The sequence below is a fragment of the Candidatus Amarolinea aalborgensis genome, assembly GCF_900491745.1.
Taxonomy (GTDB): Bacteria; Chloroflexota; Anaerolineae; order SSC4; family Amarolineaceae; genus Amarolinea; species Amarolinea aalborgensis.
Window position 1 is genome coordinate 96,354 of record NZ_UETR01000004.1, and the last position, 17,643, is coordinate 113,996.

14 protein-coding genes are annotated in these 17,643 nt (G+C 61.4%); 9 read left to right on the forward strand and 5 right to left on the reverse strand.

The genetic code is table 11. The annotated features are described in order from the left end of the window. The first annotated feature begins 15 nt into the window (after window positions 1-15). On the forward strand, window positions 16-2,256 hold the full coding sequence (locus ACPQ6D_RS06925) for a CHAT domain-containing protein (protein ID WP_423223576.1): 2,241 nt from the start codon (window positions 16-18) through the stop codon (window positions 2,254-2,256). On the opposite strand, the gene ACPQ6D_RS06930 is transcribed toward ACPQ6D_RS06925, so the two are convergent. The 4 genes from ACPQ6D_RS06930 to ACPQ6D_RS06945 all read right to left on the reverse strand — a co-directional run bounded on the left by ACPQ6D_RS06930 (window position 2,219) and on the right by ACPQ6D_RS06945 (window position 7,191). Then, window positions 2,219-3,046, reverse strand: a complete 828-nt coding sequence (locus ACPQ6D_RS06930) for a hypothetical protein (RefSeq protein ID WP_423223577.1) — start codon at window positions 3,044-3,046, stop codon at window positions 2,219-2,221. The genes ACPQ6D_RS06925 and ACPQ6D_RS06930 overlap by 38 nt on opposite strands. After that, complete coding sequence (locus ACPQ6D_RS06935; RefSeq protein WP_423223578.1) at window positions 3,043-3,840, reverse strand: RNA polymerase sigma factor; 798 nt, start codon at window positions 3,838-3,840, stop codon at window positions 3,043-3,045. The genes ACPQ6D_RS06930 and ACPQ6D_RS06935 overlap by 4 nt, the downstream gene beginning before the upstream one ends. 128 nt (window positions 3,841-3,968) lie before the next feature. Further along, window positions 3,969-6,800, reverse strand: a complete 2,832-nt coding sequence (locus ACPQ6D_RS06940; RefSeq protein ID WP_423223579.1) for a hypothetical protein — start codon at window positions 6,798-6,800, stop codon at window positions 3,969-3,971. Between the two features lie 109 nt (window positions 6,801-6,909). After that, complete coding sequence (locus ACPQ6D_RS06945; RefSeq protein ID WP_423223580.1) at window positions 6,910-7,191, reverse strand: hypothetical protein; 282 nt, start codon at window positions 7,189-7,191, stop codon at window positions 6,910-6,912. Between the two features lie 478 nt (window positions 7,192-7,669). Between ACPQ6D_RS06945 and ACPQ6D_RS06950 the strand changes: the two genes are divergently transcribed. From ACPQ6D_RS06950 to ACPQ6D_RS06970, 5 genes are all read left to right on the forward strand, one after another. After that, window positions 7,670-9,361: a peptide ABC transporter substrate-binding protein gene (locus tag ACPQ6D_RS06950; RefSeq protein ID WP_423223581.1), complete on the forward strand. Its 1,692-nt coding sequence runs from the start codon at window positions 7,670-7,672 to the stop codon at window positions 9,359-9,361. Further along, a complete protein-coding gene (locus tag ACPQ6D_RS06955; protein WP_423223582.1) occupies window positions 9,358-9,876 on the forward strand; it encodes an ABC transporter permease family protein in 519 nt (172 codons plus the stop codon). Before ACPQ6D_RS06950 ends, ACPQ6D_RS06955 begins: the two co-directional genes overlap by 4 nt. Continuing rightward, window positions 9,877-10,323 carry an ABC transporter permease gene (locus tag ACPQ6D_RS06960; protein WP_423223820.1) on the forward strand — a complete coding sequence of 149 codons (447 nt, stop codon included), beginning with the start codon at window positions 9,877-9,879 and terminating at the stop codon, window positions 10,321-10,323. Window positions 10,324-10,540: 217 nt separating this feature from the next. Next, on the forward strand, window positions 10,541-11,383 hold the full coding sequence (locus tag ACPQ6D_RS06965) for an ABC transporter permease (protein WP_423223583.1): 843 nt from the start codon (window positions 10,541-10,543) through the stop codon (window positions 11,381-11,383). 203 nt (window positions 11,384-11,586) lie between these two features. Then, on the forward strand, window positions 11,587-14,646 hold the full coding sequence (locus ACPQ6D_RS06970; RefSeq protein ID WP_423223584.1) for a S8 family serine peptidase: 3,060 nt from the start codon (window positions 11,587-11,589) through the stop codon (window positions 14,644-14,646). A 177-nt stretch (window positions 14,647-14,823) separates the two neighbouring features. Here ACPQ6D_RS06970 and ACPQ6D_RS06975 read toward each other — a convergent pair whose 3' ends face one another. Beyond that, window positions 14,824-15,765, reverse strand: a complete 942-nt coding sequence (locus ACPQ6D_RS06975; protein WP_423223585.1) for a helix-turn-helix domain-containing protein — start codon at window positions 15,763-15,765, stop codon at window positions 14,824-14,826. 213 nt (window positions 15,766-15,978) lie between these two features. On the opposite strand from ACPQ6D_RS06975, the gene ACPQ6D_RS06980 reads away from it, so the two are divergent. The 3 genes from ACPQ6D_RS06980 (at window position 15,979) to ACPQ6D_RS06990 (ending at window position 17,588) form a co-directional block, all read left to right on the forward strand. Then, window positions 15,979-16,395, forward strand: coding sequence for a hypothetical protein (locus tag ACPQ6D_RS06980; protein ID WP_423223586.1), 417 nt, complete (start codon window positions 15,979-15,981; stop codon window positions 16,393-16,395). Window positions 16,396-16,404: 9 nt separating this feature from the next. Further along, a complete protein-coding gene (locus ACPQ6D_RS06985) occupies window positions 16,405-17,259 on the forward strand; it encodes a zinc ribbon domain-containing protein (RefSeq protein ID WP_423223587.1) in 855 nt (284 codons plus the stop codon). 101 nt (window positions 17,260-17,360) lie between these two features. Next, window positions 17,361-17,588 (forward strand): hypothetical protein, encoded by a 228-nt coding sequence (locus tag ACPQ6D_RS06990; RefSeq protein WP_423223588.1) that lies wholly within the window; start codon window positions 17,361-17,363, stop codon window positions 17,586-17,588. The last annotated feature ends 55 nt before the right edge of the window (window positions 17,589-17,643 follow it).

Consider the following 17,643-nt stretch of genomic DNA (forward strand, 5'->3'; position numbering starts at 1 on the left):
CAGGCGTTCGAACAGATGACACCATTCGACTTGGATACGATTCTTGCCGACTTCTTCGCTCTGTTGGGTGCGCGCCGCTTTCATGATTGTGAGCTGCTCCTACGGTCGGCACGCGATCACGCCAGCTCGCCAGTGGAGCATGCATGGCTGGATTACCTGGAAGCCATCTTGCTGAGCGAAAAACCGCCGCCGCGCTGGGATCTGGCTGAGAAGAAAATGCGCCATCTTCTGAACGCGGAGATTCCCGATGAACTGCTGGCGCGTGTCCACCTGGAAGTTGCGTTTGCCGCCGATTACCTGGGTGATTATGCCCAGGCCATCGAACATAACCGGAAAAGTCAACGGTTGTTCGAACACCTGGGAGATCAGGAGTATGTTGCCAAGGTTCTCAAGAATACAGGCATAGCCCACACCCGGGCTTTCGAGCGCGGCCAGGCTGACCGGTCCGTGCTTGATCAAGCGCTCGATTGTCACCGCCGCAGCCTGGCGCTGGCTCGAGCCTTTGGTGATGAAAGATTGGCAGATACCGTCGAACTGGAACTTGGCACCGTCTACAAGGCTTTGAATCGTTGGGACGAGGCCCGGAGCCAGTACACATTCCGGGCTGCACGATGTCGCCGTTTCCGCCCGACTGGCTGGCAGCGCAGCCTGGCCCTTGCTCTTGATAATTTGGGCGAGGTCTACCATCATCTCGGTCGGTGGTCGCATGCGCATACCAGTTACCAAACAGCTCTGCGCCTGCTCTGCGCTCTCCCCGATCCTGACCCCTATGAAGAGGCCGATGTCTGGGCCAATCTGGCTCAGTTCTACCAGGCCCAGGGGCGCATGGCAGAGGCCGTGGCCGCGTCGGATGCGGCCATCCGTCTGATCGAAACCCTGCGTGATCCCCTCCAGGGCGAGAATGCGCGCATCGGCTTTCTTGGCAGTCGGATTCAGATCTACGAACAACGCGTGCTGCTCGACATGGCGCGCGGCGATCCGCACGCCGCGCTGACTACCCTGGAACGAGCAAAGGCGCGGGCCTTCATTGAATTGCTGGCCGGCTATGCCCCGCCCGATGTCAGGCCAGGGGATGTCGTGTCGCTGGAGCAGGTCGCGCGGCGCCAGGCCGCGCCGCTGGACGCGGCCGCCATTCAACAACGCTTGCCGCCAGATACGGCGCTGATCGAATACATGGTTGCGCCAGGACAGGCCGTGGCCTTTGTCGTTTCCAGGAACGACCTGACGGTTATTCCTTTGGCGGCGTCCCTCTATGAGGACTTGGGCCCCGCCTTTGAACGCAACCGCCATCGGCTGCAGCAAATGGCACCGGATCACGAAGGCATCCTGCACACGCCGTGGCTCTTGCCGTTGTTGCAGGAGCGGCTCATCGCGCCGCTGTCTTCGCGGTTGGCCGATAAACTGCGTCTGGTGATTGTGCCCTATGGCCGGTTGCATTACATTCCCTTTCATGCCCTGTTACACCAGTCCAGTGAAGAGCGTACCCCTGAAATTATCCACGCGCCGAGCGCCACCGTCCTGCTCGCTTATTGTTGCGCCAAGCCGCCGGCCCGCGGCCGCGGCGGCGCGGTGTTCAGCGTGGGCGATGACCTGCGCTATGTGGAGCGTGAGGCAGCTGCCGTGGCTGCCCGCCTGGCCGGCCCCTGGTTTCAAAACCTGGCAGCCACCGTTGCTGCGGCCATCGGTGAGAGCGCCGATTACCCGATCCTCCATTTTGCCTGTCATGCCCACTTTGACCCGGAAGACCCGCTGGCCTCCGGCCTGACCCTGGCTGATGGGCGCCTGACGGTGCGCCAGATTCTCGATGATCTGCGCCTGCACGCCGATTTGGTGGTGCTCAGCGGCTGTGAGACCGGCCAAAATCGCTTGCATCGGGGGGACGAGCTAATCGGCCTGGTGCGAGCCTTCATCTACGCAGGCACACCGTCGGTGCTGGTCAGCCTATGGCCGGTGGACGACGTCTCGACCGGTCTGCTGATGGAAACCTTCTATGCCCACCTCCTGGCCGGCCATTCCCCGGCGGCCGCTTTGGCCAGCGCACAGCAAACCCTGCGCACGTTGCCCACCGTTGCGCTTCGGCAGCGGCTGATCGCCTCCGGTCTATCGGACCGGGATGCGGAGGCCGAGATTACGCGTTTGCGCCAGGCGGCGGCCAAGCTGCTGGCCGCCAGCTTCGGCCCGGAACGCCTGCTGGCCCATCCGTATTACTGGGCGCCCTTCATGCTCGTGGGGGATCGCCTGGCGGCGCCGGGGTGATTTCGAGCACCGCCGTGTGCAGGTCATCTTCTATCAATCCATCGAATTCGACCACGCCCCGGGTATTGGTGTGATGAACGATCGCCGGCGCCTTGCCCATCCACAGCGCCACACGTATCCCGGCAGCGTCGAAGCGTGTGACCTGGTGGACTTCCACCTCCAGGCGCACCTGGGCCGCATCGTTCAGGTCTGGATAGGCTTTCACTTCCACATTCAGCTCGCCCAACTCTTCGGCGCCCCAGACCCGTTCAAAGGCCGGCTGAGTGGATGAGGGCGTTTCAGGCTGGGCGACCGTTTCTTTGCGCACCGGCACAGGCACGGCCTGTCGCGGCTGGAAGAGCAGCGCCAGGTTCAGGCGCAGTCTTTGCGGAAAGGGAGGTTGCGGCGCGGATTCTTCCCTGTGCAGGAACGACAAGTCAGGCGCACGATAGTCGGATGGAGACAGGAATGGCAAGGTGTCATCGAGAATCATTTCAGTCATTTGCTTGAGCTCCCGATAAACACCGAAGCAGTCACGGCAAAGCAAGAGGTGGAACTGCGCCGGCCAGAATCGCTCTGCCGCTGCCTCCCCGCTCGCTTCAGCCGCCATTAGAGCAGGAATTTCCTGCACTACCTTCTGGCATTCGGTGCGAAAAGCCCCGCGCGTCTGCGCCCCGCCCGCCATGGCCAGGAGGCGCACCTGACAAAAATAGCACTCTGCAATGTGGTTTTCTAGGCCCGGCAGGCCGGACGGGTTGTCCAAGTAGCTTAGGAACTGCTCGGCGCCAACAAAACATGTTCGCGGATTCATAACTCGCCTCCCCAAGACAAGGGTAGGTGCAAATTCAGGCACACGCGCAGTTTGTCCAACGCGCGCGTGCGCAGCGAATGAATAGCTGTTGTTGTCTTGTGTAGTTGTGCAGCGATCTGCGCATCGGCCGCGCGATCCATGAAGGTCAACAGAAGGATGCGGACCTGCATGTTTAATGAGCGCTGCTGCCATAGGGTTCCCAGGCAGTGCAACACCCGTTCGGCCACGCGATAGACCATCGCTGCGACCCATTCTTCGCGTTCGCTGTCAGGCGGCTCCGGCCCTGGCATCTGATGGGCCGGCTCTGGCAATGTTGAACCGTCGCCCTGATCGTCATCGCCCGACGGTGAGTCAAGAGAAACGTTGCCGTTTTCCCGCTTACGCCTTTGATATATGCGTTTGAAAGCGTCACGCAGCTTGTCTTGAGCAAAACACAGAAACGCCTCCGGCTGTTGGCACTTCGTGAGTTTTTGTTCCGTGAACGAACGATAAGCCAGTCCAATTGCATCCTGTGTCGCCTCAAATGCGATGTTGGCGTCCCGCGCAAAGGCCTGTGGATACAAGTAATCGAACAGCTCGCGATAAGCCTGGTCCTGCCGCCCGCGATCCTGGCACGCCTCGTGGAGGGTGCGGGAGTAGATGGTCAAACAGGCGCGGCGGGCTGCCCTGTCATCCCCCGGCTCTGGATTGATCTGCCGCGCGGCCGCGATCCAGGCGCTTTCGGTGAGCAAGCCCCAGCGAAAGCGGGCGACCAGGCTACGAAGGGCGGTTCGATAAGTTGATTCAGGATCCATGCGGAATGCCTCCTTGTTTCAATTTGAGGGGGAGTGTGAGCAACCGAAGGGCCGGTTGCTCACACGGCCGGCAAGTCATCTGGGTCGTGAGATGCATGCGGCGAAAAGACCGCGATGCTGGTGATCGTTTACTTCACCGGTAAATACTTCTTCAACCAGGCCGTCAGGTCGGCGCTGTCTGGAATATCGCCTTCATACGTCTTGGTGCTCAGATAGGACGAGAACCATTCGCTGAAAGGGCACTCGTTGGGCGAGCTGCCATACAACTTGCCTTGCGCCACCAACAAACGACCCACAGCGTCAACCAGTCGCACCGTCCGATACGACCGATAACGTTTGATCCAATGATTATTGGTGTAGGGGCAACTCTCGACCAAGTAGCTCTGCACATCGCCCAAACACACGACGGCATTGGTCTCTTTATCCGATCCCTGCCAGGCGGCGGGGAAATCTGTGTACCAATAGGTGGAACCGCCATTGACGTACACGACATAAGGCTTTGCGATGTTGGCGACGCGTCCCCGCACCGTAACGCCAGCCTGATCGCAGGCCGTGTTGGCTGCTGAATCAATCCCATTCTTGTTGATTAGCAACGCCCAGTCAATCTCCTGAATCCCCCGTCGCGCTTTGGCCGCGTAAGCACTCTTGCCATAGGAATCTATGATACGTTGATACGCGGCTCTGGCCTCGCTGGCGACGTTGGCTGTCAAGCGCGCCTGCCCGCATTGATAGAGCGCCTGCGGCAAGGCTGAATCAGCTTTAGCCTTCACGGTGGTCTTGACGAGAGCATCCAAGATGGACACAGCGTCACAGCCAGCCCCTTTGCTCACCGCTTGGACAGTATCTGCGGCTTGTTTTGACAACGCTTGACTGGCTTTGACGCCTGCGTCGGACTTGGGCGCGGTGCTCACGGCCCATCCATAACGAGCAATAGCATCCACCGCCTTGTCCTGCCCGATGAGCATATCCCCCCACGCCGTGTAATTCTGCGCAAGCAGGTCGGCCGTACCAGTAATGACGCTGCGCAACGCCCCATCATCCAGGATAGCACGGTAGTGGGCAACGGCCTCCTCGTACTTGCGTTCGCCGGCCAGTGTCTGACCCCACGTTTGTTGTGTGTGCGCCAGGTTGACCAGCGCGATGTGACTCTGCAGCGGCGGCAGGTTAGTGGTTGCCACATCGGGAAGCGCGGCGCCGGTCAATGTGACTTGGGTCGCCGGCGCCCAAGCCAGCGCCGTGGGCGCAACAGGCGCCAGCAGCGCGATCCAACCGGGCGCAGGCGTCGTCTGTTGCGCGACCGTCGTCAATGCCTGGCCTGGCTCCACGGTCTGCACGACCGATGCTTTGGCATCGGCTGAGGCCAGCAGGCGAGCGCCCTTCTGCTTGACGAACGCCTGACCTTTGCCAAACGCCGAGCGCTCGAAGGCTAACACGTCGCCATAACGCCTGGCGGCTATATCCCAGGAGCGGGTCGCTAGAGCCTGATCGCCCAGGGACAGCAGAATCTGACTATGGAGCGCCTGTACTGGACGCGCCAGTTTGCCAGTCGGATCGAACGTCTCCGCCTGGCGCACATGGACCAGGCCGACCTGGTACTCATGCTGCTCCGTGAACTGCTGAGCCAATGCCAGGTGGATTTGCGCTAGCTGACCGTACGCCTGCTCGCGCGTAGCGGCATCGCTGGTCAAATCCGCCAGCGCAAGATAGGCGGCCGTGGCTGCCGCGTCGTCGCCGGCGGCCTGGGCTGCTGCGCCCCAGTTGGTGTAAAGCGTTGCCAAGCCCCCAAGCGCCTGGGAGGCTGCCTCACTGCGCGTCGCCAGGGCCTGAAGCAGCCCACCGGCTACTGGCAGCGTGATCGTTGTGGTCAGCGACAAGGGCGCCGCAGCAATCGGCGCCCAGGCCACCTGGGCCGTCGGGTCTCGCTGCCAGGCAATATCGGGCAATGTGGTGAGTAAGCCTGGTTCGCTCTTCGGCTCGGCAGTCCAGTGAGTCAGGTCGAGCGCCAACCACTGACCATCAGGGCTGGCGCCGACAATGCCAGGAAACCGATTGGCCGCCACAGCCCCAGGCGCCTGCGTCGCGGGATATTGCATACCTGGCCCCTCGTGCAACGAGGTCTTGAGCACGGCAAGATCATGCTGACTGAGCGCGTATGGGTAGAGCCAGGTAATCGGCCAGTTCCGTTCAGGCAGGTCGAGCGGGGCGAGGCGTTCGTGTTCGCGCTGCAAGAGAAGACGATAGACCTGTGCGGCTTCGGCAAAGGCCCCCCGTTGGGTAAGATCAGCGCCCCAGGCCAGAAAAACCTGATTGCGCGGTGCAAGCGCGTCGGCCGCAAAGACAGAACTGATTGCGGCCATTTCATCATACACCGCGATGGCGTGTGCAAAATCGCCAGCTGTGCGCAATCCCTCCCCCCATGCCAGGTAGGTTGGCGACAACCCTGCGTTTGCATCCACCGCCCATTCAGCATGGCTTGTCGCCATTTGTCTGTAGGTGGCGATAGCGCTGGCATAGTCGCCAGCGGTGCGCTGAACTTGCGCCCAGGCCAGGTACTGCTGGCGCAGTTGGACGAGAGCCTGCGGCGCCAGGGGGCCTTGCGCATAGGCCGCGTAGAACGCCTCCCATGCCTGGATACTTTCTGCCGGGTTGGCGGTTCCCGCTGTTTTCGTGGCGCCAACAAACGCCGTGCATTCGGCCTCTTCACGCCGCGCCTGACTGACGAAACTACCGGCCCAGGTTGGATAGCGTGTAGATTGCGCGTACAACGGCAACGCGGCGCTGCAATCAGCAGCCAGGTAGGCTTGGTGAGCGCTGCGGTAGCGGGTGTTGCCACTGCTCAGCCACAGCGCCAGGCCAAGCGTGATAACAATCAAGAACACAATGATACCCAGAAAAAACCAATACGGGAGACCCACGCGCCCCGTTTGATGGGTGCGAGAGGTAGTCATATGAGTCGCCATAGGCGTATGCCTCCTTGACCTTTCATCACGAAATCGCGCCCACCTCGGCTATCACCGGAAGGTGCGGCGCCATAAACACCGGCGCCTATTCATCAGGAGATTCGTCACGTCATGCGCTTTCATGTCGCACGCCAACCGCGCTGCATGCGTAGAAACACCGCTCACACACCAGCCAGTCGGCCGGCGCAGGTTTCGTCTCGTGGGGCTGCTCCCCCGCTGGCGCGGCTGGCAGCAGGTACCCTTCACCCCAGGCCAAGGCCCGGCAGCACTGATCGCACCAGGCCCGCTCGCGGTTCTGCGCGGCCCACCAGGCCAGCGCCGCCTGCCGCGCGGACGCCATCTGCACCGGCAGTCGGGCTGAAAAATCTGCGTCCAGCGTAGCTTCCAACATCGTCATCCTCTCCAATCTTTGGATTGGCTAACCCCATGCTCCCCAGGAACGCGCAGAGATCGCTGCGTCAGCCGATCTTTCTGCGCGTTCCTCGAAGTGAACCCCAACCGGCTTCGTATGTGGGTGGGCAGGGGATCGCGCCTGTACTCATTCTACATCAAAAAAATGCACGCGGACTGCACACTATCTGCACAAAGACTGCACTCCACCCAACGGCAGTCCAATGCGCGGTCGTGCTATCGCGCTGAAGGTGCTTGCTCCCTGCACTCACCTGGTGTATAATTTTCTCGACGCCCATTGCCAAGCTCACACCGGCCGCTCGGTAACGGTCATCCGCCCTTGAGCAGCGACACGTTGCGATTCCCCTATTTTCCGTAGTTCGATACAAGAGACCTGTCATTCCCCCGATGGTTCGTAACTCAACCCGCGTGCCTGTCCCCGCCTTGCGCTCGTTTCGCCAGGAGGAAAATCGTCGCCCATGACCCAACCCACCCTCACCCGTCGTGAATTCCTGCGCGCCTCCCTCGCCAGCGCGGCCGCCCTGCTCATCGCCGGCTGCCAACCGGTCACGGATGGCCGCTCGCGAATCAATCCCGCGCCGAGCGCCACCCGGCGACCCCGCGTCCTGCGCATCAACATGCCGCTGAACCGCGGCGATATTGGCGCTGCGGCCGATCCCGGCTGCTCCGGCGCCTACCACAGCTATTTCATCAACTCGCTGATGTTCAGCGCGCTGATCAGCCTGGACGCGCACCTGCAGCCGACGCCTGACCTGGCCGCTTCCTGGCGGCCCAACGCCGACGGCACCGTGTGGCGCTTCACCCTGCGGCGGGATGCAGCCTGGAGTAATGGTGCGCCCGTCACGGCGCATGATTTTGAATGGGCGATCAAGCGCAACCTGGCGCCAACGCTCTACTGCGGCGGCCAGTACTGGCAGCTCGTGGACATCCAGGGCGCGCGCGCCTTCTATACCGGTGAAACCACCGATGCCAACCGCGTCGGCGTTCGCGCCCTGGATGACCTGACGCTGGAGGTGACGCTGGAAAACCCGTCGGCCTACTTCATCAACCTGGCGTCGCTGCCCAGCTTCATGGCCCTGCCGCGCCAGGTGGTGGAAAGGGCCGGAGATCAGGCCTGGACAAAGCCGGAAAATGTCGTTGGCAATGGGCCGTTTCGATTGACAGAATGGGTTCCTGAAAAGCAGATGATCTTTACGCCCAATCCCTACTACCACGGCGGCGCGCCGGGCGTGGATCGCCTGGAAGTCAACATGATCCGCCAGGAGAGCACGGCCTTGAGCGCGTACGAGGCGGGTGAGTTGGACATGGTGGAGGCGCCGGTGGCCGAACTGGGCCGCGTGCGCGCTGACGCCAAATTGAGCCACGAACTGCAATCGAATGCGGAGCTGAGCACGATGCACCTGCGCCTCAGCGTGCAGCTCAAGCCGTTCGACGATGTGCGCGTGCGCCAGGCCTTTGCCCTGGCCATTGATCGCGAAACCCTCTGCAACAAGGTGCTGCCAGGCATCGGCCAGCCGGCCTACCAGTTCCTGCCGCCCAACATGCTTGGTCATGATGGACAGCTTGGCCGCGAACTGGCCTTCGACCCGGCGCGCGGCCGTGCCCTGTTGACCGCGGCCGGCTACGCGAGCGGCAAAGAGGTGCCATTGGTCTACTGGCAGTACGAGCAGAATGAGACTTACCAGACGCTGTTCGAGGCGCTGCAAGCCATGCTCCTGGAAAACCTGGGCGTGCGCACCGAACTGGCGCCGACCGAAGCCGGGGCGCGGCTGGCCTGGCGCACCCAGCGCCCGCTGCGGCCGCATTTCTACCGCCAACTGTGGGGCGCGGACTACCCTGATCCGCACAACTTCATGACCGTGCTCTACACTACGCCTCCGCCGCAGGCCGACCTCTGGAAAACGGCCCCGGAGTTGATCTACAGCAATCGTACGTTCGATGATCTGGTGCGCCAGGCCGCAAAGGAACTCGACCCGGCCAAGCGCGCCGCGCGCTATCAGCAGTGCGAGCGCGTCCTGGTGCTGGACGACCCGGCCATCATTCCGCTGTATTACGTCATGCGCCACCGGCTGATCAAGCCGGCGGTGCAAGGTCTGATCATCAACGGCATGGGCGCGCCTGCGCTGCGCCAGGTGCGGCTGGTCTCATGAGCGGCCAACCCTCGCGCCCCAGCTGGCGGCATTGGTTGAACCGGCTGGCGCAGTCGGGGCTGACTCTGCTGCTCCTCTCCCTGCTCACCTTTGCGGTGGCCCACGCGACGCCGGGCGGGCCGTTTGGCTTGGATGACCCCGATCAGGCCGCGCGCGTGCCGCTGGAGATGCGCCAGCGCTACCGGCAGCTCTACGGCCTGGATCAGCCCATGGCCGTGCAGTATCTGCGCTGGCTCGGTCGCGTTCTGCAGGGCGATTTTGGCATGTCCTACACCTACCGCAATGAAACCGTGCAGCAGGTGCTGGCGCGCACGCTGCCGGTTTCCGCGCCGATCGGCCTGGCCGCGGCTGCCCTGGCGCTTGGCGCCGGTGCGCCGCTCGGCCTGGCCGCAGCCGCGCGCCGCGGCGCCTGGCCGGATCAGGTGGCGCGCCTGCTCGCCGTGACGGGCGCCGCCATTCCGATCTATGTCCTGGCGACGTTGTGCGTCGTGATCTTCGCGGTGCGGCTGCACTAGCTGCCGCTCACCGGATGGGGCGCGCCGGGCCGCGCCATCTTGCCAATCTGTGTGCTCGCCCTGGGGCCGCTGGGCGCGGTGATCCGCTTTACGCGTACTGAAACCCTGGAGGTGCTGGCCGCGGATTATGTCCGCACGGCGCGGGCCAAAGGCCTGCCATCGCGTCAGGTTCTGGGCCGCCATGTTCTGCGCAACGCGCTGCTGCCCGCCTTGACCCTGGCCGGCCCGCTGCTGGCGCATCTGCTGACCGGCTCGTTTTTTGTCGAAACTATCTTCAACATCCCCGGTGTGGGCGCGGCCTTCGTCTACGCCGCGGCCGACCGCGATTACCCGCTGATCATGGCCGGTGCGTTACTGGCGGGCGGCCTGGTGGTTGTGCTCAATTTGCTGGTGGATATGGCCTACGGGCTGCTCGATCCGCGCATGCGCGTGACGCACATTGGATAGGCCGCGCATGCGACCGATTGAAATCGCGCCTGATGGGCGTACCGCCGGGCGTCCACCTGCCCTTCGACTTTGCTCAGGGCAAGCGTGGACGCAGAACCGGTGGGCGCCAGATGCCTGTGCAGTTACAGGAAGAGAACCATTTCGTGAAAATTCGTGTAATTCCTGGCAAAGAATCCTTCGTTTGGCCCCGAGCCGCTGAACGTGCAAGCATAGACGCATGAAGGCCCTGTGGTGCAGCATCACCCAACGCTTGCGGCGTGACTGGGCTGCCCTGGGCGCGTTGGTTTTTCTGGCCGTCCTGGTGACGGTCGCGGTGCTGGCGCCGCTGCTGGCGCCTTACGATCCGTTGCAAGTTGATTTCGATCACGTGCGCCAACCGCCCAACGCGCAGCACTGGCTGGGCACCGATAAGCAGGGCCGCGATGTCCTGAGCCGCTTGCTGTTTGGCGCACGGCTGTCGCTGGCGGTTGGTTTCATCAGCCAGGCGCCCATCTTGCTCGTTGGCGTCAGCGCTGGTTGCCTGGCCGGTTACGGCGGCGGACGAACGGATGCGCTGTTGATGCGGCTGGTGGATCTTTTCTACGCTTTTCCCACCACCCTGCTGCTGATCGCGCTCATGACCATCCTCGGACGTGGGTTCGGCAGCCTCCTGTTCGCCTTGACCATCACCTCCTGGGCGGGCGCGGCGCGCCTGGTGCGCGGCCAGGTCATGCGCCTCAAACAGACGGAGTTCGTCGCCGCCGCGGTCAGCCTGGGCGCCGCAGACCGCCACATTCTCTGGCGTCACATCCTGCCCAATCTGACGGGAATACTGCTCGTGATGCTCTCGACCGGCATTCCTGGCGCTGTGGTGGCCGAGGCCGGCCTCAGCTTCCTGGGCATCGGCCTACTGCCGCCTGCGCCGAGCTGGGGCTTGATGCTCAGCGACGGTTTCAGCGTTGTGCGCAGCAGCCCGCACCTGGCCTGGGCGCCCGCGCTCGCCATCGGCCTGACCATGCTGGCGCTTTACACCCTGGGCGACAGCCTGCGCGATGCACTGGATCCGAGCACAGCGAATTGACGGCGACGAGCCTTCGCAGGCGCCGCTCCATCTTTTCTCAGTTTGAGAATTGGGCAAACCCATGTTACAATGGATTTGCCACCGTTACTCGCCCTACGCAGAACTACGGTCACGCTGCGGTGACGCTGATCGCGTGGATCAAACATTGAGGGTGGCATGTCACCGCAGGCGCCCTTGTTCCGCGACCACAAGGAGTCAGAGTCATGAACCTCTCTCGTTTCCATTGGTTGTCTGGTCGGCCCTGGATGCGCATGGCCCTCGTTGCCATCCTACTGGTTAGCGCCCTGGGTGTCTCCGGCGTTGCGCCGGCGCGCTGGGTTGGTTCAACCCCGGCCGTCGCTTATGCGGAAAAGATTGACGCCGCTGTGTGGGACGCCCTGGCCACATCGCCTGACGGCATGGCGCCTGTCTTTATCAAGCTGAGTGAACAGGCCAACTTACAAGAGGCGGCCGCCATCGAAGACTGGACCGCACGCGGGTGGGCTGTCTATTATGCCCTGCGCGGCACGGCCGACCGCACCCAACCCACCGTGTTGGGTCAGCTCGCAGTGGCCGAGGCGGCGGGACATGCATCGGCGGTCAAGTCGTTCTGGATTGTCAACATGGTCTCCGCCCTCGCCGATGCCACGGCCTTGCGCACCCTCGCGGCCATGCCTGAAGTCGGCGCCATTCTCCTCAACGGTAAACTGGAAGCCCCGATCGTCATGCCTGGCGACACCGTCGCCGCGCCGGACACCATCGAGTGGAACGTGACGAAGATCCGTGCTCCCGACGTGTGGACGGCCTACGGCGCGACGGGTGTTGGCTCGGTGGCCGCGAATGTGGACACCGGCGTGCAGTACAATCATCCCGCCCTGGTCAATCAATATCGCGGCAACCTGGGCGGTGGAGTGTTCAATCACAACTACAACTGGTACAACACAGCCCCCAGCGCGCTCTGCCCTGATCCCACCGTACCGTGCGATGACAATGGTCATGGTACGCACACGATGGGCACGGAAGTTGGCGATGATGGCGGCACCAATCAAGTTGGTGTGGCTCCAGGCGCCAAGTGGATTGCCGCCTACGGCTGCTGCCCTGACAATGAGACGTTGCTAGAGGCGCAGCAATTCATGGTCGCGCCCACGGACCTGACTGGCAACAATCCCGATCCAAGCAAGCGGCCAGACGCCCTCAATCAATCATGGGGCGGGCCTGGCGGCAGCGAGATTTTCGAGGGCGTAATTGCCGCGCTGCGCGCGAGCGGGATTTTCCCGACCTTCTCGGCCGGCAACAGCGGTTCAACGTGTGGCACCCTGGGCTCGCCAGGCGACAACCCCTCGGCCTTCAATGTGGCCGCGACGACTTCGACCGACACGATAGCCAGTTTCTCATCCCGTGGCCCCAATCCGTTTACCGGACAGACTGGTCCCAACGTTTCGGCTCCTGGCAATGGTGTACGTTCAACCTATCCAACCAACACCTATGCCAGCCTGAGCGGCACCTCCATGGCTTCGCCGCACGTGGCTGGCGCCGTTGCGCTGCTGATTTCGGTCGAGCCGAAGCTGCGTGGCCGCGTGGCTGAGATCGAGGAATTACTGCGCAAGACCGCCGTCCAACTCACCAGCGCACAGACCTGCGGCGGCGTGCCAGGCTCTCAGATTCCGAACAATGCCTTTGGCTGGGGCCGGATTGATGTCAAGGCCGCGGCTGATATGATCTACCAGGCCGGCTACATCCAGGGCACGGTCACCTCCGGCGCGACCCCGCTGGCGGGCGCCACCGTGACCTACAGCAGGTTGGGCAAGACGCTGACGACCCAGACCGATAAGAACGGCAGTTACAAGGTTCTTGCTGGCGCCGGCAGCTGGGCGATGACGGCCAGCGCTTATGGCTACCAAACCGGTTCCGCGCCCACGGTGGTGGTCACCCAGAACGGCACAACGACGCAGGACTTCAACCTGACGGCCCTCGGCAGCTTTACCGTGAGTGGCAACGTCAACTACGTGCTCGATGGGGGCGGCGGCATTCCAGCCTTGATTGTTGTCAAGAACGAAGCCCTGGCTGCCCCGGTCTTTGCCGATGGCAGCGGCAACTACAGCCTGTTGGTGCCGCCCGGAACCTACACGATCGAAGCGCAGCATCCCGGCTATGTCACCGGGTCGCAGAGCGTGGTCGTGGCCGGCAACACGACGGCCAACTTCACGTTGACGCCGCGTGCGAATTACGCGTGTCTGGACAGCCGCCAGCCGGGTGGTCCGCTCTATGAATGGATTGATGCGACCGATGGCACGGCGTACCCGTTGGATGATGACGCCAGTTCGGCGGCGATTACGCTGCCCTCGGCGTTCACCTACTTCGGCACCGCCTACACGACGTTCCGCATCAACTCGAACGGCTTCGTTTTCTTCGGCACGACGAACTATACGACCGCGCACATGTTCCTACCCTTCGAAGGGCGACCCAACAACGACCTCATGGCGTTGGGCGAGGACTTGAACCCGGCCTTGGGCGCGCAAGGCACTATCTACGCCAAGGCGGTGGGCAACCTGTACGTCATCGAGTACTACCAGGTGCAGCACTGGGCGAGCGGCTTCCCTGAGACCTTCGAGATCATTCTGGATCTCACCTCTGGCGCCATCACCTACCAGTACAACACCCTGAGCTGGCCCAATTTCACGACCGTGGGTCTGGAAGATGCGGCCGGCGCCGTCGGGCAGCTCTACTCGTATCGCAACTCGGCCAATCTGGCGGCCGGGCGCGCTGTGCGCTTCACGCCCGCGACCGGCGCCGCCGTCAACTGGGGATGCGATCACGCGCTCTCCATCACCATCGCCGACGATAAGGATCCAGTGAATACGAATGAGACCATCACCTACAATATCCACTGGAATAACATCGGCTTTGGCGCGGCGCCTGGCGCCACGCTGACGGCCACGATACCGCCGAACACGACGTTCGTCTCGGCCGACGGCGGCATCACGCCGGTGGCGGGCGTGCTGACCTGGAACCTGGGTAACCTGCGACCCAAGTCCGAGGGGGGAGCCTGGTTCAAGGTGCAATCTGTCGTCGGGCCGACCGCTTCCACCACGGCCACACTGACTGACACCAGCGGCCAGAGCCGCGCCGCGACCGAAACGACCACCATTCGTCAGCCAACCGCCGTGCAGTTGGCCGCGCTGACCACCGGGACTGCCGCCCCATGGGCGCCCATGGCCGGTGGTTTGCTGCTGCTGTTGGCCGCCGGCGCCGCGGTGCTCCGCCGCCGGACGGTTCGATCGTAAAGTTATAAGTGGGAAACGGGCGCTGGCCGACCCCCGACGGCTGGCGCTCGTCTCGCCGATAGATTAGCCTCTCTGGTGCACATGCAAAGACCGGGTTCTTTAACGGAACCCGGCCCTTTTTGCATCAGGCGACATGCACTAAATTTGCGTCATGGCTGTACTTTTGCGAGGAAGGATTCACTCGTTCGCCCCAAGCCCCACCTTCGGCGGCGAGGAATCAACGCAATACCACGAGTTAGCGTCCTGTTCATCACGTAGCTCTGACCAGGCCGACAGAGAATCATACTGTTCCCGGCAGGCGACGTTGGTGTCCATGTCACCCTCACGGGCCATTTCACCCGCTACGAGTTGATAGGGACAGCGCCAACTAAAGGGATTGTGTGGATTCAAGGGGATTGCCAGCCTGCCCTCTGCCAGGCCAGGGAACTGCTGCTGGCAGGCCAGGTTGAAATCGAGCGCCCCCAACTCATAGCGCCCGAACGGAAAGTAACCTCGCAGCAAAACCACGCCGAGTAACAAAACCAACCCACTACTGATGACCAACGCAAGAACACGATGACTGCGCAATGCAGGCTGATAGGCTTGCCAGGCGAAATGCCATCGCGTTACGGTGAAGGCGAGCGGCACGGCAGGAGGCAGTTCGGCCGCCGCGACCGAAGCAGGACAAGATGCTTCCGCCAGCGCCCGTTGCCAGGGATCGGCTGAAATTGAGGACGACGACTCAGGGACACTGGAGACAGCGGGCGCTTTCTCCGCGCCTGGAAGTATACTCAATCCCTGCTGGCGGTGAAGGCGCTTGGCCTCGATCAGCGCCTGGCGATAAGTACGCAGCTGCGCACGCATCTCATCGTCGAGACAAATGGCATCGGACGTCAGCAGCTTATCAATGAAGGTTGGGCTGATGTGCTGGCCGCGTTCTACTTTGGACACCACCGAAGGGTCATAATCAAGCTGACACGCCAGCTCCTGGGCCGATAGGCGCTGGCGGACACGCAGCCAGTGGACATATGAACCAATTTCCTGCACGAGAATAGTGGCATCTGGATCGGGCATAAGCGTTTTGGCAAGCGAACTGGCAATTTTTTCAACAATTTCCAGGGCCGATTGGGTATGATGCATCAATCATAATCGGCTCGTGCTTCTCCTTGAGCGAGAGACCGATTTCATTTTATCATACGTGGACTTTTTTGGTCAAATCGCGAGATCAATACGCGCCAGATGGGCGACAACCTGTGGATGCCCGCGCTGCAACAGAGAAACATGGTCGGTATCGAGGATGTTAACCCATGCAATAGTCGTTTTGCCCACCTTTCTCATATAGTAGGAGGAAACATGTCAATCCAAGAGAACCTTTCTCGTGCGACCGCAGTCGCAAAATGGAAAGCGGACCAGCAGATGCGACTGCTCAAGAATCAGAACCAAATTCGAGACCTGGAAGGACAGTTGAAAACCCAAAAGGCTCGGCTAGCTGATACTGCTTGGACACTCTACGCCCAGCAGCTTTTGAGTGAAGATGAGTTGAAAGAGATTTGCGCCGTCATGGTTCAACTCCAGGAACAGATACACCAGCAACAAGTATTGCAGGAAGCAATCAAGAATGAGCAGTTGCCGGACCAGACTAACTCCGCGACACCCGCACCCTCGACTCAGCCAGGCGTGGGGGTAACTCAGAACTTGTGCCCAAACTGCCGCAATTCAATCGAACTGCAATGGAAAGTTTGTCCCCGCTGCGGCGCTCAGCTCAAATAGGAGACTTCCATGATTTTCTGCACAGAATGTGGGACACCCAATCCCGAAGGAACACAGGCGTGTATCAAATGCAATACCACGCTGCCAGTGTTGGACAATGTTCCTTCTGTTCCTTCTGTTCCTTCTGTTCCTTCTGTTCCTTCTGTTCCTTCTGTTCCTTCTGTTCCTTCTGTTCCTTCTGTTCCTTCTGTTCCTTCTGTTCCTTCTGTTCCTGCCATAACTTCTGTATCTGCTGTATCTGCTATACCTATCGAGCATGCGCCGCCAGTAAGCAGCACGGCGCCAGCGCCCACCACTCCTGCGCCTATTTCCGCGGCGCCAGTTGGTCCATATCTTGGCTCTATCAGCGCGTCATGGTGGCAGCGGCTTGGGCCAGACTGGAAAGCCGCGCTCATCTTTTGGATTGGCTACCTGGTTCTGTCGACTGTAAACACCATTACGGGGGGTCTCGGAAGTATCTTCTCTGTTCCCTTCAATATAGCCATTGCATTGGGACAAGGAGTGTTTGTCGCACAGCTGGCTTCTAAAGACAGCCGTTACACCAAGGCTGACTATCTCAAACTCGGACTCCTTTCCGGTTTGTGGAATATCCTGATTGATGTTGTGGGATCTGTGATAGTTGTCGTGGTTCTGGTAGGAGTAACCCTTGGGGCAACACTCGCGGTGTTGCCAGTAATTATCATCTCTTTTTTAGGTGTTTTTGCCCTTCGCATCACATTGACAGGTCTCGGCTCTTGGCTTTATCGCGAATACGGGGGTAAGAAATTGGTTGGCGCTTTGGTTGGAACTGGTTGCGGATGTATGGTCATCGTGGGTATTCTGCTTGCCGTCGTTATCAGAGTCTTGCCTACTTTGTGGAGGTAAACTCCTCGATGGCTAAATGTGAAGGTTGGAATAATGGTTTTGGGCCAAGAGGTCAAGGGCCCAATTGGGAACGTATCAACGTCAAGGATATGGAGGACAAAATGCACATCGGTAAAGTAGTGAAGTGGATGATATGGCTGGGGGCGGGCGCGTTGGCCGTGGCCGCCACGCTGCTGACCGACAGCCGCGGCCGCGGCGCATGCCCCCAGTGCGGCTATTCACACGACCTGTATGCGTGCAAGCACTGCGGATGGACGGCCTGTTTGGGTTGCTGGCAGCGATTGAGCCAGTACAACACGTGCCCAGGCTGCGGGCGCGCCAATCCATAGCTCATGGGTTCCATGCGCGGGCGTCATGAACTGTTCGCGCATGGAACCTGCAATC

What these genes read in the sequence shown, in the direction of transcription:
- ACPQ6D_RS06925 (WP_423223576.1), top strand. Translation starts at nt 16, where the DNA reads ATGACACCATTCGACTTGGATACGATTCTTGCCGACTTCTTCGCTCTG.
- ACPQ6D_RS06930 (WP_423223577.1), bottom strand. Translation starts at nt 3,046, where the DNA reads ATGAATCCGCGAACATGTTTTGTTGGCGCCGAGCAGTTCCTAAGCTAC.
- ACPQ6D_RS06935 (WP_423223578.1), bottom strand. Translation starts at nt 3,840, where the DNA reads ATGGATCCTGAATCAACTTATCGAACCGCCCTTCGTAGCCTGGTCGCC.
- ACPQ6D_RS06940 (WP_423223579.1), bottom strand. Translation starts at nt 6,800, where the DNA reads ATGGCGACTCATATGACTACCTCTCGCACCCATCAAACGGGGCGCGTG.
- ACPQ6D_RS06945 (WP_423223580.1), bottom strand. Translation starts at nt 7,191, where the DNA reads ATGTTGGAAGCTACGCTGGACGCAGATTTTTCAGCCCGACTGCCGGTG.
- ACPQ6D_RS06950 (WP_423223581.1), top strand. Translation starts at nt 7,670, where the DNA reads ATGACCCAACCCACCCTCACCCGTCGTGAATTCCTGCGCGCCTCCCTC.
- ACPQ6D_RS06955 (WP_423223582.1), top strand. Translation starts at nt 9,358, where the DNA reads ATGAGCGGCCAACCCTCGCGCCCCAGCTGGCGGCATTGGTTGAACCGG.
- ACPQ6D_RS06965 (WP_423223583.1), top strand. Translation starts at nt 10,541, where the DNA reads ATGAAGGCCCTGTGGTGCAGCATCACCCAACGCTTGCGGCGTGACTGG.
- ACPQ6D_RS06970 (WP_423223584.1), top strand. Translation starts at nt 11,587, where the DNA reads ATGAACCTCTCTCGTTTCCATTGGTTGTCTGGTCGGCCCTGGATGCGC.
- ACPQ6D_RS06975 (WP_423223585.1), bottom strand. Translation starts at nt 15,765, where the DNA reads ATGCATCATACCCAATCGGCCCTGGAAATTGTTGAAAAAATTGCCAGT.
- ACPQ6D_RS06980 (WP_423223586.1), top strand. Translation starts at nt 15,979, where the DNA reads ATGTCAATCCAAGAGAACCTTTCTCGTGCGACCGCAGTCGCAAAATGG.
- ACPQ6D_RS06985 (WP_423223587.1), top strand. Translation starts at nt 16,405, where the DNA reads ATGATTTTCTGCACAGAATGTGGGACACCCAATCCCGAAGGAACACAG.
- ACPQ6D_RS06990 (WP_423223588.1), top strand. Translation starts at nt 17,361, where the DNA reads ATGCACATCGGTAAAGTAGTGAAGTGGATGATATGGCTGGGGGCGGGC.